This window comes from Priestia sp. JV24 (genome assembly GCF_025910025.1).
GTDB classification, from domain to species: Bacteria; Bacillota; Bacilli; order Bacillales; family Bacillaceae_H; genus Priestia; species Priestia megaterium.
Window position 1 is genome coordinate 87,003 of the sequence record NZ_JAPCIN010000010.1, and the last position, 15,698, is coordinate 102,700.

The 15,698-nt window shown below is 37.6% G+C and carries 14 protein-coding genes; 12 read left to right on the plus strand and 2 right to left on the minus strand.

Features of this window, described 5'->3' with window-relative positions; genetic code table 11:
* The 3 genes from OK414_RS03310 to OK414_RS03320 are packed head-to-tail and all read left to right on the plus strand — an operon-like array spanning nucleotide 1 to nucleotide 2,931.
* Nucleotides 1–927, plus strand: coding sequence for an ABC transporter permease (locus OK414_RS03310; protein ID WP_014461585.1), 927 nt, complete (start codon nucleotides 1–3; stop codon nucleotides 925–927).
* A gap of 14 nt (nucleotides 928–941) precedes the next feature.
* Nucleotides 942–2,012, plus strand: a complete 1,071-nt coding sequence (locus OK414_RS03315) for an ABC transporter ATP-binding protein (protein ID WP_016763049.1) — start codon at nucleotides 942–944, stop codon at nucleotides 2,010–2,012.
* A 1-nt stretch (nucleotide 2,013) separates the two neighbouring features.
* Nucleotides 2,014–2,931, plus strand: coding sequence for an ABC transporter ATP-binding protein (locus tag OK414_RS03320; RefSeq protein ID WP_020465427.1), 918 nt, complete (start codon nucleotides 2,014–2,016; stop codon nucleotides 2,929–2,931).
* A gap of 282 nt (nucleotides 2,932–3,213) precedes the next feature.
* Here the strand turns inward: OK414_RS03320 and OK414_RS03325 are convergent, their stop codons facing one another.
* On the minus strand, nucleotides 3,214–3,789 hold the full coding sequence (locus tag OK414_RS03325) for a GNAT family N-acetyltransferase (protein ID WP_013055419.1): 576 nt from the start codon (nucleotides 3,787–3,789) through the stop codon (nucleotides 3,214–3,216).
* A 450-nt stretch (nucleotides 3,790–4,239) separates the two neighbouring features.
* Here OK414_RS03325 and OK414_RS03330 point away from each other — a divergent pair, with 450 nt between their 5' ends.
* The 6 genes from OK414_RS03330 to madM all read left to right on the plus strand — a co-directional run bounded on the left by OK414_RS03330 (nucleotide 4,240) and on the right by madM (nucleotide 10,721).
* Nucleotides 4,240–5,604, plus strand: coding sequence for an amino acid permease (locus OK414_RS03330; RefSeq protein ID WP_034654378.1), 1,365 nt, complete (start codon nucleotides 4,240–4,242; stop codon nucleotides 5,602–5,604).
* 431 nt (nucleotides 5,605–6,035) lie between these two features.
* Nucleotides 6,036–7,439: an amino acid permease gene (locus tag OK414_RS03335; protein WP_013081760.1), complete on the plus strand. Its 1,404-nt coding sequence runs from the start codon at nucleotides 6,036–6,038 to the stop codon at nucleotides 7,437–7,439.
* Between the two features lie 418 nt (nucleotides 7,440–7,857).
* Nucleotides 7,858–8,256, plus strand: coding sequence for a transcriptional regulator SpxA (gene spxA, locus OK414_RS03340; protein WP_013055422.1), 399 nt, complete (start codon nucleotides 7,858–7,860; stop codon nucleotides 8,254–8,256).
* Nucleotides 8,257–8,457: 201 nt separating this feature from the next.
* Entirely contained in the window at nucleotides 8,458–9,354 is an 897-nt protein-coding gene (locus OK414_RS03345; protein ID WP_034654376.1) for a LysR family transcriptional regulator, read from the plus strand.
* Between the two features lie 195 nt (nucleotides 9,355–9,549).
* The gene (gene madL, locus OK414_RS03350; protein ID WP_013055424.1) at nucleotides 9,550–9,963 is read left to right on the plus strand and encodes a malonate transporter subunit MadL; all 414 of its coding nucleotides are present in this window, start codon (nucleotides 9,550–9,552) and stop codon (nucleotides 9,961–9,963) included.
* Nucleotides 9,960–10,721: a malonate transporter subunit MadM gene (gene madM / locus OK414_RS03355; protein WP_013081762.1), complete on the plus strand. Its 762-nt coding sequence runs from the start codon at nucleotides 9,960–9,962 to the stop codon at nucleotides 10,719–10,721. Before madL ends, madM begins: the two co-directional genes overlap by 4 nt.
* A 93-nt stretch (nucleotides 10,722–10,814) precedes the next feature.
* Here madM and OK414_RS03360 read toward each other — a convergent pair whose 3' ends face one another.
* Nucleotides 10,815–11,483, minus strand: a complete 669-nt coding sequence (locus tag OK414_RS03360; RefSeq protein ID WP_034654374.1) for a TerC family protein — start codon at nucleotides 11,481–11,483, stop codon at nucleotides 10,815–10,817.
* A gap of 360 nt (nucleotides 11,484–11,843) precedes the next feature.
* On the opposite strand from OK414_RS03360, the gene mecA reads away from it, so the two are divergent.
* The 3 genes from mecA (at nucleotide 11,844) to OK414_RS03375 (ending at nucleotide 15,557) form a co-directional block, all read left to right on the plus strand.
* Nucleotides 11,844–12,524, plus strand: a complete 681-nt coding sequence (gene mecA / locus OK414_RS03365; protein ID WP_013055427.1) for an adaptor protein MecA — start codon at nucleotides 11,844–11,846, stop codon at nucleotides 12,522–12,524.
* Nucleotides 12,525–12,738: 214 nt separating this feature from the next.
* The gene (gene cls, locus OK414_RS03370; RefSeq protein WP_034654373.1) at nucleotides 12,739–14,256 is read left to right on the plus strand and encodes a cardiolipin synthase; all 1,518 of its coding nucleotides are present in this window, start codon (nucleotides 12,739–12,741) and stop codon (nucleotides 14,254–14,256) included.
* 119 nt (nucleotides 14,257–14,375) lie between these two features.
* The gene (locus OK414_RS03375) at nucleotides 14,376–15,557 is read left to right on the plus strand and encodes a competence protein CoiA (protein ID WP_263045733.1); all 1,182 of its coding nucleotides are present in this window, start codon (nucleotides 14,376–14,378) and stop codon (nucleotides 15,555–15,557) included.
* Nucleotides 15,558–15,698 lie beyond the last annotated feature (141 nt).

The following is a 15,698-nucleotide window of genomic DNA, read 5'->3' on the forward strand; positions in this document are numbered from 1 at the left end:
ATGCAGCAACTTCCAAAAATTCCTAAAGAAATGTTTGAAACAGCAGGGATTGACCACGCTCAGGCAGAAAAGATTGAAAAACCGAGTCTTTCATTCTGGCAAGATGTTTTTATTCGTTTTCGCAAAAACAAGCTTGCTATGTTTGGTGTAGTACTAATGGTTCTCCTTGTTTTTATGGCTATATTTGGTCCATTGATGGTGAAATATGATTATGCAACCAATGATTTGCTGAATGCTAATCAGGCTCCATCTTCTGAGCACTGGTTCGGTACAGATGAATTAGGGCGTGATGTTTTTGCTCGCACGTGGGAAGGCGCTCGTATTTCATTATTTATCGGGTTAGCAGCAGCTTTAATTGATTTATTCATTGGCGTAGTTTGGGGAAGCATCTCTGGATACCGCGGCGGCCGTACGGATGAAACAATGATGCGTGTTGCGGATATCTTATATGGTGTTCCTTACCTTTTACTCGTTATTATTTTAATGGTTATGCTTGGCCAAGGGTTAGGCACGATGATTTTGGCGATGACCATTACCGGCTGGATTAACATGGCCCGTATTGTACGTGGACAAGTATTGCAGTTGAAAAACCAAGAGTACGTAATGGCTTCACAAACATTAGGAGCAACAACAAAACGTATTTTATTTAAACATCTTATTCCTAATGCGACAGGTCCAATTTTAGTAACAATGACACTAACGATTCCTTCAGCAATCTTTACAGAAGCATTTTTAAGCTACTTGGGACTAGGCGTTCCGGCACCGCTTGCAAGTTGGGGAACAATGGCTTCAGAAGGCTTACCTGCTTTGGAATACTATCCTTGGCGCTTATTTTTCCCAGGTTTGTTTATCTGTTTAACAATCTTAGCGTTCAACGTAATTGGTGATGGATTACGAGATGCGTTAGATCCAAAACTACGTAAGTAAGGAAGTGGACTCATATGTCACGTTTATTAGAAGTAAAGAATTTAGCTGTATCATTTAAAACATATGGCGGAGAAGTTCAAGCTGTTCGCGGCGTTAACTTCCATTTAAATAAAGGTGAAACTTTAGCAATTGTTGGTGAGTCAGGATCTGGTAAAAGTGTAACTTCACAAACGATCATGCGCCTTATTCCGATGCCTCCTGGCCGAATCAAAAGCGGTGAAATGCTGTTTGACGGCATTGATTTAGCTAAGAAAACGGATAAAGAAATGGAAGCTATTCGCGGTAAAGATATCGGTATGATCTTCCAAGATCCGATGACTTCCTTGAATCCAACGATGAAAGTTGGGGCTCAAATTGGTGAAGTCGTAATTAAGCATTCCAAAGTGTCTAAAGCAGAAGCGAAAAAACGGGCAGTCGAGTTATTAACGCTTGTAGGAATTCCTTTTCCAGAACAGCGTGTGAATCAATATCCGCATGAATTCAGCGGCGGGATGAGACAGCGTGTTGTCATTGCGATGGCTCTTGCTTCTAATCCGAAGCTATTGATCGCTGATGAACCAACAACGGCGCTTGATGTAACAATTCAAGCCCAAATTTTAGAGTTGATGAAAGACATTCAGAAAAAAACGGATACCTCTATTATCTTTATTACCCATGATCTTGGTGTAGTAGCAAATGTAGCAGATCGAGTAGCCGTTATGTACGCTGGTCAAATTGTTGAAATGGGCACAGTGGATGAAGTGTTTTACGATCCAAAACATCCGTATACGTGGGGACTGCTAGCTTCTATGCCAAGCTTAGACAACGAGGCAGAAGAAGAGCTGGCTGCTATTCCTGGAACGCCGCCAGATTTAACGAATCCTCCAAAAGGAGATGCATTTGCAGCGCGAAATCCATACGCAATGAAAATTGATTTTGAGCAAGAACCTCCAATGTTCAAAATATCTGATACGCACTATGCGAAAACATGGCTGTTACATCCCGATGCACCAAAAGTAGAGCCGCCTGCTTCAGTTCAGCGCCGCATGCGTAAAGTTGATAATGTATACAGTACACCTGTACTCGTAGCGAAGGATGGTGAATAACATGACAGATAAATTATTAGAGATTAAAGACTTAAAGCAACATTTTTTCACAAGTAAAGGAACAATTAAAGCAGTTGATGGTCTGACGTTTGACATCTTCCGCGGAGAAACATTAGGGCTTGTAGGTGAATCCGGTTGCGGAAAGTCAACGACAGGCAGAACGATTATTCGTTTATATGACGCTACTAGCGGTGAGGTACTATTTAATGGCGAAAATGTACATGGTCGCAAATCACGCTCAGAGCTTAAAAAATTCAATCGTAAAATGCAAATGATTTTCCAAGATCCATATGCGTCGCTTAACCCTCGTATGACCGTAGCAGATATCATAGCAGAAGGCATTGATATTCACGGTTTAGCTAAGACGAGAAAGGAGCGTATGGCAAAGGTTCACGAGCTTCTTGAAACAGTGGGGCTTAACAAAGAACATGCAAATCGCTATCCACATGAGTTTAGTGGTGGCCAGCGTCAGCGTATCGGTATCGCAAGAGCACTGGCAGTAGAACCTGATTTTATCATCGCAGATGAACCAATCTCAGCTTTGGACGTGTCTATACAAGCTCAAGTTGTTAACTTAATGAAGAAGTTACAGCGTGAACGTGGACTAACATATTTATTTATCGCCCATGATTTGTCAATGGTAAAATACATCAGTGACCGCATCGGCGTTATGTACAGAGGTAAGATTGTAGAGCTTGCACCAAGTGATGAACTTTATCGAAACCCTGTTCATCCATATACAAAAGCGTTACTTTCAGCTATTCCGCTTCCCGATCCTGACAGTGAAAAAACGCGTCAGCGCAAAATTTATGATCCAAGTATCCATGACTATAACGGTGAAGAACCGGAGCTTAGAGAAGTATCTCCAGGTCACTACGTGTCTTGTTCTCAAGCAGAGTTTGCCACATATACAACATAACAAAAACGATCTCACAACGAGGTCGTTTTTTATTTAGTTATCAAAGAACACTAAGCTTCAAGTTGCAAAAAACATGTAAGAACAAGTAACATTAGCGCTTTACAGGTATTATACAGTAAAGGATTGATAAATACTATTGAAAATTTTCAGAATTTTATATTTAAGACAAAATATCTATGTATAAATCTTATAACTAAAGGAATATAAGTGATTAATAATGTTGTGTATTGAATAATAATTCAAGATTTATAAAAAGAAGGTAGACATGCGTCTACCTTCTTTTTATAAATCTGCTAAGATATCGCCGTCTTTACGATTTTTGTCAATTTTTAATACTTGATCTGCCGGCTGATAAGACGCACCATATATTTCTTTGTCTTTGTACGTATGAATTAACTCGTACGTTTTTTTCATTTTATTTAAAATGCTTTCCTCTGTTTCAGAGGTAGGAGACCAATATAGAATTTCCATCTGGTTAATTTCATTTGTAGCTAATGACCGGCGGTTATAGCCAATTGTTTGAGCATGCTTAAAGTCTGCACGTTTATAAAAATGCAGTCGTTTTGCTGAGTCTGAATCTTTATAGTCTACAGGCTCTACTTCTAAGATAATTGGTTTGTTATGCTGTTTTAACTCATCAATTAATTTACCTCCAAGCCCTTGACCTCGAGCGTCTTTTGAAACAAAGAGGTAATCAATAAAGATAAATTGGTCTGTTTCCACGTACATTAATACGTGATGAGGTCCTTCGTTTTTATGATAAATATCGCTGCGTTCTTGTAAAAGCGTTTCGATATGCTTCTTTGATTTCATTTCTTCAATGGGAAAATATTGACTTAGTTTTTCATACCAATTCATAGCACCCTCCTACTGATCTTTTCATGATGATGTTCATAATAGTGTTTAAACAGTTATCTTATCTTTACCCTTTTTAGGGAAAAGTAAGCATCTATAATTGAAAATATTAAGAATAATCGATCGATTATTCTTAATATTTAGATAATTATAGCAGAATAAGAACATATAATGTAAAAAATGGTTTTTATTATATTTCAACCGTAAGTTTATTTGTGAAAATCACAAAAAACTATCGCATTTTTTGTGATTTTTGATAAAATGAACAAAGTGAAGTTTTTTTAATATTGTATTTTATAGATGTGAGAGCGGTAAAAGTATAGGTGTGAAACTTGCAATATCAGATTTTTAGTACATACACTGCCTAGAATTATTTGGCTGAAAAATAAGTTAATACTATACACGTAGCCGCTATCGCTATTAAATGAAATGGATATGTTAGGAGAGAGAATTATGCAAGGGAACACGCAAGAAAAAGAATTAAGCCGTGGACTTGAGGAAAGACATATTAGCTTAATGTCTTTAGGTGCAGCTATCGGAGTTGGACTGTTTTTAGGTTCTGCATCCGCTATTCGGTTAGCGGGTCCTGGTATTCTTATCATGTATGGAATCAGTGGTCTTATTATGTTTTTTATTATGAGAGCGCTAGGTGAAATGGCAGTACAAAATCCAGTAGCCGGTTCTTTTAGTAAGTATGCTAACGATTATTTAGGGCCACTTGCTGGTTATTTAACAGGCTGGAACTACTGGTTTATGTGGATTATTACATGTATGGCTGAAATTACAGCTGTTGGAGTATATATGGAGTTTTGGTTCCCAGGTGTACCTCAGTGGATATGGGCACTTGCAGCACTCGTTATTATGACAGGGGTTAACTTTTTAGCTGTAAAAGCATATGGCGAACTAGAGTTTTGGTTTTCTCTTATTAAAGTAGTAACGATTATCCTTATGATTGTGTTGGGCCTAGGCATGATTATCTTTGGAATTGGAAATGGCGGTATTGCAACAGGAATCAGTAATTTATGGAGTCACGGGGGCTTTTTCCCGAATGGCATGAAAGGCGTTCTTTTATCACTTCAAATGGTTATGTTTGCTTACCTTGGTATTGAAATGATTGGGGTAACAGCAGGAGAGGTGAAAAATCCGGAAAAAACACTAACAAAAGCAATTGATAATGTACTGTGGAGAATTTTGATTTTTTACATCGGAGCTTTGTTTGTTATTATGTCTATTTATCCTTGGCCAGAGATTGGAACGCAAGGAAGTCCATTTGTTTTAACTTTTGATAAAGCTGGAATTCCCGCTGCAGCAGGGATTATAAACTTTGTAGTGTTAACAGCGGCTTTATCTTCTTGTAACAGTGGAATTTTTAGTACAGGCCGTATGTTATTTAATTTAGCTCAGCACGGGGAAGCTCCAAAACGCTATGCTAACTTAACAAAAGGCGGCGTGCCTGGTGCAGCAGTTATTGCTTCAGCTGTTGTACTGCTAATCGGAGTTGGCTTAAACTATGTTGTTCCTGATAAGGTGTTCACCTGGGTGACGAGTATTGCCACTATTGGAGCAATTTGGACATGGGGAATTATTTTACTTTCTCAAATTCGCTTCCGCAAGGGATTAAACGATCAGCAAGTAAGTAATTTAAAATATAAGCTTCCATTTTTCCCGTATACGTCATATCTCTCTCTTGCTTTCTTAGCGGGAGTAGTAGTGGTGATGGGTTTTTCCTCTGATACAAGAATAGCCCTTATTGTAGGTCCGGTATGGTTTGTTTTATTGGTTGTTGTCTACTATTCAAAAGGTTTTCATAAAAGATAAAAAATAAAGCTCGGACAAAAGTAGTTTCGTTGAAGAAAGATCCGAACGAGTTGAATTCTTAATCAAGAATTCAACTCGTTCGGATTTTTTTATGGTGAACATAGGTTTACTGTATGTAGGGCTTCTAGCTATTGAACTGGAGGGCAAGGGGAAGACTCTCCACAGCGGTGTAACAAGCGGGATCCATACGAACTCATATATCCCATTTATTCATCTTTAGATTGATGTAGTTGTGTCCCAGCCGCATTTTTTCCAAAAGAAAATGAAGGATTTATTATTTAACTTTTTGCTTTAGTGTGCTAATATATTATATTGTTAAACAAATGAAGAGATGAATAAAGAAACAAATAATTTTTACGTGTTAATAGATTAGCATCGAGCTTTCTATCTCAAAAGTTTAAGCTTTTAGAAAGCAAAAGGAGACACAGCAAATGAAAGATAAAAAATGGGGACTTTGGTTTTTAACAGCCTTTGTAGTTGGTAATATGGTAGGCGGCGGAGTATTTATGCTTCCTTCTAATTTAGCAAACGTATCAAGTCCAGTCGGTTCAACACTTGCTTGGATTGCAACAGGTCTTGGCGTGTTCATGATTGCTCTTGTATTCGGGAATTTAGTCATGAGAAAGCCCGAATTAAAAGGAGGGCCTCAAAGTTATGCGGCGAATCTTTTTTCATCGCCTAAAGCAGGTAAAGTAGCAGGGTATAGCATGGCTTGGGGCTATTGGGCAGCTAACTGGGCTGCAACAGCATCTGTCATCATATCGTTTGCGGGATATTTAACAACGTTCTTTCCAGTAATGGAGAGTAAGGATATTTTATTTTCAGTCGGAAATTTTCAATTAGAAGCTGGAAAATTCATTACGTTTTTAGTATGTTCTATTGTCCTATGGGGAATTCAAGCTATTTTGCAGCGAGATATTAATAGTGCCGGTAATATTAACTTTATCACAACGGCAGCTAAAATTATTGGATTCGGTTTATTTATTGTTGTGGCGCTATCGCTATTTAGCGCATCCAACCTGGTCAGTACAGAATTTGTTAATTCAAAAGGTATAAATGTAGGATTGGGAAGTCAGGTCAATGGGGCAGCCATTGCTACGCTGTGGGCCTTTATCGGAATTGAATCGGCTGTACTGTTATCTAACCGTGCAAAATCACAAAAAGTAGTGAAGAAAGCAACGCTGCTTGGATTATTGATCTCAATGGTTATCTATGTGGGGATTACGCTTCTAGCTATGGGGATTCTTTCAACAGCTCAGCTTCAGCAGTCTCAAAAACCTTTGGTAGATACGTTAGAAATGGTGATTGGACATAAAGGTGCTTACGTAATGGCCATTTTAGCACTTATTTCTTTATTAGGTTCTACTGTTGGATGGATTGTTGTTAGTGCAGAAGTTCCTTATCAAGCAGCGAAATCAGGGTTGTTTCCACAGTGGTTTGCTAAAACAAATCAGAACAATAGTCCAGCCCGCTCACTAACATTAACAAATGGCTTAACACAGTTGTTTTTGTTTGCGACTATTTCAGGTACAGTTTCGCAAGCCTATAATTTCGCCATTGTTGTAGCTACTCTCGCTTATTTAGTTCCTTATTTCGTGACGACAGTTTATCAATTAAAGCTTATTGTGACGGGTGAGACGTACGACACGATTAAAGGATCGCGAGTAAAAGACGGAATCATTGCCTCGTTAGCACTTATTTATTCACTTTGGGTGATTAAGACAGGGACAGCTGATTTAAAAACATTTTTCTTAGGTATTGGCTTATTTGTAATCGGGCTGTTACTGTATCCTATCTTAATGAGACGAGGAAAAAGCACATCAGCTATTAAATAAATAAGAGGTTATTTCAAAAGCTTTGCAGAATGTCAGTTCTTCTGCAAGGCTTTTTTAGTGACTGAAAAATTTGAGGAATTTGTAAAAGAAAAAAATAATAAAAAAAATGAAACTAATCTACAGGTTTATTCGTAATAGTAGTGTGGTAAATAAATAATGAAGAAAATCGGCAATGAAAATGATGACAGTGAAGGAACGAACTAATGTACTAGTTCACTTCAAAAAGTATATCATTCCGATGAAGTTTATAGTATAATGCAAATAGATATTATTTTTTAAAAGTAATTATAAAGTAGTATCGATTTTCATTATCAGTCATTAAATATTTACACTCGTTGAAGTTTGTATAAAACAACATGATTTACAGTTCATGTTTTAAATGTTATGACCGATTATGATAGAAGGAGTGAAGGAGTAAATGGTTACATTATATACATCACCAAGTTGTACATCTTGTCGTAAAGCGAAAGCTTGGTTAGAGGAAAATGATATTGGATATACAGAGCGTAATATCTTTTCAGAGCCGTTATCAATCGACGAGATTAAAGAAATTTTACGTATGACAGAAGATGGAACAGATGAAATCATTTCAACACGTTCGAAAACTTTCCAAAAACTAGACGTTCAGGTAGACGCTATGCCTTTGCAAGATTTGTATGAATTAATTCAGCAAAATCCTGGCTTGTTGCGCCGTCCGATTATCATTGATGAAAAACGTCTACAAGTTGGTTACAATGAAGACGAGATCCGTCGTTTCTTACCACGTAAAGTGCGTACTTTCCAACTTCGCGAAGCTCAAAGACTTGTGAATGGTTAATTTTTATATTTGTCTGTTTAAGATTTAAATAAGAAACCAACCAAGTAACGTTTGCTTGAAGTTGGTATATAAAAAATAAGCAGCAGGGAGCCAGATGGCCTCTGCTGCTTATTTTTTGTCGAAATAGCAGGGAAAATGAAGTATATATGTAATTAATAAAGAAAGAGAGTATCTAAACATATAAAAGTGGTGGTGAACGGATTGGAGCTTTTACAGCTAAAATATTTCCAAGTAGTTGCTAGACTAGAACATATAAGTAAAGCGGCCGAAGAGCTATACGTATCTCAGCCTGCGCTCAGCAAAACGATTTCACAGTTAGAAAAAGAGCTAGGCATTCGTTTGTTTGATCGAAACGGTAAATACATTAAATTAAATCGATATGGTAAAGCATTCTATGCCAAAGTAGAACTTGCTTTAAAAACATTGGAACATGCAAAGCACGAGCTAAAGGATATGTCGAACGATCCTTGTGAAGAAATTCGCCTTGTTGTATTAGCTAGTTCACATTTGCTTCCAGAGCTATTAAGCAGGTTTCGTGAACAATATCCTCAGGTGCGTTTTCGACTGATGCAGCATTTGACTAATAGCAATTCACAGCCTGATTTTGATTTATGCATTTCAGCTTTTCCATTAACAACCCGTCAGATCGAACATACTCCTTTACTTCGTGAATCGATTTTGCTTGCAGTGCCTCTTGATCATCCTTTAGCCAAGCAATCATGTGTAAAGTTAAATGAACTTAAAAATGAGAAATTCATTGTGCTGAAGAAAGGGAAAGAGCTAAGGAAAATAACGGATGTAATTTGTAAGGAACAGAATTTTGTACCTCAAATTACGTTTGAAAGCGATGATCCAGCAACAGTAAGAGGTTTGATTAGAGCGAAGCAAGGAATAGGTTTTATTCCTGAAGTAACTTGGGGAGGTTCTACAGGAAAAGATGTAAAACTGCTGAAAATTGAAGAGGAAACATTTGAACGTACTATCTTTCTAGCTTGGAACAATGGAGGCTATGTGACGGATTTACAACAAATCTTCAGGCAGTTTGTGATTGATTATTTTAAACATCTACGCTCCGGTATGTCTCATGAATACATATAAGAATCATGACTAAATGTCATGATTTTTATTTCTTTTTCGAATAAATCTAAAGTGAACAGTAGAGAAAAACTGTATTATGTCATTTTTGATATAAGTATATAACTAAAAATGCATAGGTTATTCAACTTTTTTCCTTTACACTATTTTTAAATCATAAAGTAAACGCTTTCAATAATGAGGTGGGGAGGAAGTAATATGATAATCTTCGGTGTAGCGCTGCTGTCTATTTGCATGTTGATAGGGGTAATTGTTGGGGACGCATTAGGAGGGCTGATGGGAGTAGAAGCCAACGTTGGAGGAGTAGGGGTATCCATGCTTCTTCTTGTACTAGCGGTGGATTATTTAAAGAAGAAAAATAAGCTCCAAGTAAAATCCGAAGAAGGCATTGCTTTTTGGGGAGGTATTTATATTCCTATCGTGGTAGCAATGTCTGCACAGCAAAATGTTGTAGCTGCTCTTGATGGAGGAGGCATGGCGCTTCTTGCAGGGGTAGTAGTAGTCGTAGTAGGCTTTTTATCCATACCATTTATCAGCAGAATAGGAGAGAAAGCGAAGGTGAAAGAACAAGAAATAGAGCTTTCTATTTTACCTAAGGAGCAGATAAAATGATGAATATGATTAAAGAAGGATTAGAAAATAACGGGCTGATTACGGCATTTGCTATTATTGGGATTGTCATGTATATTGCTTATTTTTTATCAGATAAATTAACAAAAGGAAGAGTTCATGGATCTGCTATTGCTATTATGTTTGGGTTAATCCTTGCTTATATCGGTGGAGTGAATACAGGAGGAGAGAAAGGAATTTCTGATATACAGTTATTTTCAGGAATTGGTTTAATGGGCGGAGGGATGCTGCGAGACTTTGCCATTATTGCTACTGCGTTCGGCGCCAGTTTTAGCGAAGTCAAAAAAACGGGAATCAGCGGGATTACGGCCTTGTTTTTTGGGGTTTTCTATTCCTTTGTAATAGGTGTAATTATTGCTCTTTGTTTTGGATATAGAGATCCCGTTGCTTTGACCACAATCGGAGGAGGAGCCGTAACCTATATTGTGGGGCCGGTTTCTGGAACTGCGATTGGAGCCTCTTCTGATATTATCGCGTTAAGTATAGCTGTAGGATTAATTAAATCCATTTCAGTTATGATTTTGACACCGATATTTGCTAAGAAAATCAAATTAAACAACCCTCGTACAGCAATGATCTATGGAGGAGTTATGGGGACGACGAGCGGTGTAGCAGCTGGTTTAGCCGCGACAGATGTAAAACTTGTACCTTACGGAGCCATGACAGCTACATTTTATACAGGTCTTGGTTGCTTGCTCGTACCATCTATTCTTTTTTTACTCACAGAGATTATTTTTTAAGTGTACAAAGTGTTTTATGAATAAAAGACTGCTGTGCTCATTAAACTAAAGAAAAGGCCATACTAAATAAAAATGTTTAGTATGGCCTTTTCTTTATCGTTTAATTGAACGAAAGCTATTAACAACCATGCCGCTTATCAGCACAACAGCAATTGTTATATACGGAATAAATGTTCCTAGAGATGTATGGGCTGCAAAGAATGAATGTAAGTTCTTTTCATGTCCAATCATATTTCCAGCAGTATAAGCTAAAATAGCTGCTCCCCCATAAACGAGCAGGGGAAATCGTTCCATCAAATACAAAATGAGCTTGCTTCCCCAAACAATAATGGGGACGGATACGAGTAATCCGATAACAACCAAGATAATATTTCCATGAGCTGCGCCTGCTACAGCTATTACATTATCTAGTCCCATTACAATATCAGCAAATACAATCGTTCTTACAGCGGCGCCTAATGTCACGCCTGCACGGATTGAAGATGCATCATCACCTTCTGATACAAGAAGCTTAAAGGCAATGATCACTAATAAAAAACCGCCGATGAGCTGCAAGTAAGGAATAGTTAGTAAATAAACAGCTAAAATAGTAAGTACAATGCGAACGATCACAGCTAAGCCAGTCCCTAAAAAAATAGCTTTGTTTCGCTGATATTCAGGTAAGTTGCGGCTTGCTAAGGCAATAACAATAGCGTTGTCTCCACCTAATACAATATCGATACCGATAATAAGAAGAATGGAGGTTATTAATTCTAAATCCAATAGTCTTCCCTCCCAATATGTAAGGATAAGTAGCTCATATTGCTTTATCTGTGTTCATTTTTAACAAAAAGCGTTCATAGGGTAAAGAGATTATGTATATAACAAAGTAAGGTGTAAGGTGGCTATGAGTTGCCAGAGTATTTTTCATTTCCTTTCTTTCGCATTTTGTCATAAAATAGATATACAAGGTTCACTCAAATAGTGTATGCTTGTATATCCCAAGTTAGAATGCTTTACAAAGTGAGAAAGTACATGTAATATTGCTTTAACACGGGGGTAAAATAGTCCCTTCATCGTTTAGGGGTAATGTTCGAAATGGCCGGATTACCTTCACTGATTTTTCCGAAGGGAGAGATGATAATGGAAATCGAACGCATTAATGAAAACACAGTAAAATTCTTTGTCACTTACGTAGATATTGAAGAACGTGGATTTGATCGCAATGAAATTTGGTTTAGCCGAGAGCGCAGTGAAGAGCTATTCTGGGAGATGATGGACGAAATTCATCAAGAAGAAGAGTTTGTAGCAGAAGGTCCTCTTTGGATTCAAGTACATGCGCTTGAGAAGGGGCTAGAGGTTATTGTAACAAGAGCACAAGTTTCAAAAGACGGTCAAAAGTTCGAAGTACCTGTTGGTGAAAATGATAAAATCGATATCCCTGTAGATGGAAAAATTGAAGCGTTGCTTGATCATCAAGCGAATCAAAATAAAAAAGCTGATTTTGAAGAAGAAATTATAGAAGACGAAGGGCTACAGTTCGTCGCACGCTTTCAAGACTTAGAACATTTAATTTCCTTAAGTCACCATTTAGAGTTAGATGATATCATCAACAGCATGTACGTGTTTGAAGGAAAATATTATTTATACGTTGAGTTTACAGATGATGAAGACTTTGTAGCTGAAATTGATAACATTTTAAGTATCATTTTAGAATATGCAAATGAATCAAATGTAACAGTTCATCGTTTAATGGAATATGGAAAAGAATTAATCAGTGAAAATGCACTTGAACAAGTAAAGCAGTATTTTCCTTTACGATAATAGCAGCCGATTTCATGTATATGAAATCGGTCTTTGTTTTGTCTTCATTTTGGGAAAAGCTCTCCGCTCATATCGAACAATTTAGGTGGAAAAAGCAGGCGGCTGGTTCCTACACGGGAAAGTGTAGTGTTAAAATAACAAGTTTGAGGATAATAACGGTATAGAGACCTGTTATTAATGATGAAAGATTGGTTTTAGGATAGGTGAAAACAAGTTGAAAAATAGATTACAGCTTTTAATTTTTGTTATTGGTATTATTGCTTTGCTTTATTTTACAAAAGGGTATTGGGACGGTAAATTTATTGGCGTGCTAAGTATCTTAATTACGATTAGTGTTGTTTTCATCGGTCTTGTTATTTCATTAGAAAACCGTCATCCAACTCAAACGCTAACGTGGCTCGTAGTATTAGGCGGTTTCCCGGTAATAGGGTTCTTTTTTTATTTGTTATTTGGACGCAATACGCGAAAACGGCGTTTATTTGCTAAAAAAGCAAAGCTGGATGAACAGGTGCTTTTAAAGATGGAAAGAGATTCCGGTATATTAGAAAATCACTTTGAACAGTTGGGCACCAGTAGAAAGCAAATGCTGAAGCTAGCCGTCAGGCTTGGCAAGAGTCCAATTTCTTTTTCATCAGATACGCGCGCATTGACGAATGGAAAAGAGACGTTTCACGAAATTATGGAATCATTAAAGCATGCAAGGCATCATATCCACTTAGAGTATTACATCGTACGACATGATCACTTAGGAGAACAAATTAAAGATATTTTAATTCAGAAGGTACAAGAAGGAGTTTATGTACGTTTCTTGTACGATGCCGTGGGCAGTTTTCAGCTTTCACCACATTATATTCACGAGTTAAGAAACGCGGGCGTAGAAATGATTCCATTCTTGCCGGTCAGATTTCCATTTCTCAATAATAAAATCAACTTCCGTAATCATCGTAAAATTGTAGTCATTGATGGAACAATTGGATTTGTAGGAGGTTTGAACATTGGTGATGAATATCTTGGGAAAAGTCGGCATTTTGGCTTTTGGAGAGATACCCATTTGATGGTGAAGGGTGAGGCAGTCCGTTCATTGCAGCTTATTTTCTTGCAAGACTGGTATTATATGACAGGTCAGACGATGCTTACTCAAACGTATCTATCGCCGGATTTAATTGACATTGATATGGAAAAGTGCGGCGGTGTTCAAATGATTGCCGGCGGACCAGACCGTGAGTGGGAAATTATCAAACACTTATTTTTTTCGATGATTACGTCTGCGAAAGAGTCCATTTGGATTGCCTCTCCTTACTTCATACCTGATGAAGATATTTTTACTTCTCTCAAAGTAGCTGCTCTAAGCGGTATAGATGTAAGGCTTCTTGTACCTCAGAAGCCTGATAAAAAAATTGTTTTTCATGCATCACGCTCTTATTTTCCAGAGCTGCTAGAAGCAGGTGTGAAAATTTACGAGTATAAAAAAGGATTTATGCACAGCAAGATTGTGATTGTTGATAGAGAAATTGCCTCTATTGGAACGGCTAACATGGACATGAGAAGCTTTCATTTGAATTTTGAAGTAAATGCTTTTTTATATCGCACAGCTAGTACTCAAAAGCTCGTATATGAATATATGCAAGATTTAGAAGAAACGAGTGAGCTTCACTTTAAAGACTTTGAAAAGCGGCCATTTATACAGCGGCTATTTGAATCAACAGCCCGTTTGCTTTCACCGCTATTATAATCGCCGTAAACCACATTGCGTACGGTGCAATGTGGTTTTTTTCTGAAAGAAAAGGGTTTAGTAGAAAGGTGTCGAATACAAGAATATAGCTCGCTATTATAGGAAGGAGAAATGTACGATTGTTAGTTGCCCAAACAGAAGAAGGCCTCATTTCACTAGCTCAGCGCTTTTCGCTTGAACAGCTTAAGCTGTGGAAAAAAGAAAAGCAGTTCTACTGTCCCTCTTGTCAATCCCCTGTACAGTTAAAGCTAGGTACAAAAAAAATTCCTCATTTTGCGCACCTGAAAAAAACGTGCGTCGCTCAGCATGAAGGTGAAACAGATTATCATCTCGACGGAAAACGAAAGCTGTTTCACTGGTTTAGTTCTCATCTTGAAGTCGAGTTAGAAAGTTATCTTCCTGACATTATGCAGCGTCCAGATCTTCTTGTAGATACGCCCTCGCAAAAATATGCAATCGAATTTCAATGTGCTACCTTATCTTCCTCAGCGCTAACCAAACGTTCTATTCATTATGAGAAAGGAAATTATATGCCCCTTTGGATTATGGGGGCAAAAAGAATGAAGCGCTTATCCACTTATATGTATCAACTTTCTTTTCAAGAGTGGCAGTTTCTTACTCTTTCCGATTATACGCCCACACTTCTTTATTTTTCACCTTCTACTAATCAACTGTTGAAACTTGAACATCTTATTCCTTTTTCATCTCAGATTTGTTATGCACAGCTTGTCGTGCTCTCTCCTCACGAGCATACCTTTCATGATCTTTTTTCTACACATACACAACCTCAATTTTTCTCTTCGTGGATAAAGAAAAAGAAGGCATGGAGAACGCATTATATCCTCTATCCTAATCAGAAGCTTCAGCCTTTTTTACACGCTCTTTATGAAAATAATATTCCTCCCTCCCATATTCCAGCAGAAGCAGGCATGCCGCTGCCTTCTTTATACATGGTTGAAACGTCTGCTATTATATGGCAGACGTGGCTGCTTCTCGATTTAATGCAGCAGAAGCAAGTAGGGGATTTAGTTACAGAAAAAGAGTTAGGCCGGCTATGGCTCTACAGAATTCATAAGCGGCATATTGTATTTCGGTCTTTGCCAATGGCCCCTGTCGCTGTGGAACAGCCCCTGTTTGAGTATATAGAGGTATTATGCCGGCTAGGAATGCTAACGTATATAACTTCTGGGGTATACAAAATCAGAAGGCCCTACACGATTCCAAAGCAAACATCTGATGCTTTTTTAGAAGATGGACAAATGATGAAAAGGTGGTTAAATCAAGCAAAAGAAGTGACATAATCACTGAAAATCAGTACGCTTAAGAAAGAATCCTTTTTTCAAAAGCGTACTGACTTTTGATTAATTCTTTTAAAACAACATACAATAACGAGAGAAATAAAAAGGATTCGCCTTAGAAAAAGCGAACAGTTATAGACAGGT

Coding starts and splice junctions, on each gene's coding strand:
- madL (WP_013055424.1), top strand. CDS start 9,550: ATGATAATCTTCGGTGTAGCGCTGCTGTCTATTTGCATGTTGATAGGG.
- madM (WP_013081762.1), top strand. CDS start 9,960: ATGATGAATATGATTAAAGAAGGATTAGAAAATAACGGGCTGATTACG.
- OK414_RS03335 (WP_013081760.1), top strand. CDS start 6,036: ATGAAAGATAAAAAATGGGGACTTTGGTTTTTAACAGCCTTTGTAGTT.
- mecA (WP_013055427.1), top strand. CDS start 11,844: ATGGAAATCGAACGCATTAATGAAAACACAGTAAAATTCTTTGTCACT.
- OK414_RS03310 (WP_014461585.1), top strand. CDS start 1: ATGCAGCAACTTCCAAAAATTCCTAAAGAAATGTTTGAAACAGCAGGG.
- OK414_RS03325 (WP_013055419.1), bottom strand. CDS start 3,789: ATGAATTGGTATGAAAAACTAAGTCAATATTTTCCCATTGAAGAAATG.
- OK414_RS03330 (WP_034654378.1), top strand. CDS start 4,240: ATGCAAGGGAACACGCAAGAAAAAGAATTAAGCCGTGGACTTGAGGAA.
- OK414_RS03320 (WP_020465427.1), top strand. CDS start 2,014: ATGACAGATAAATTATTAGAGATTAAAGACTTAAAGCAACATTTTTTC.
- spxA (WP_013055422.1), top strand. CDS start 7,858: ATGGTTACATTATATACATCACCAAGTTGTACATCTTGTCGTAAAGCG.
- OK414_RS03315 (WP_016763049.1), top strand. CDS start 942: ATGTCACGTTTATTAGAAGTAAAGAATTTAGCTGTATCATTTAAAACA.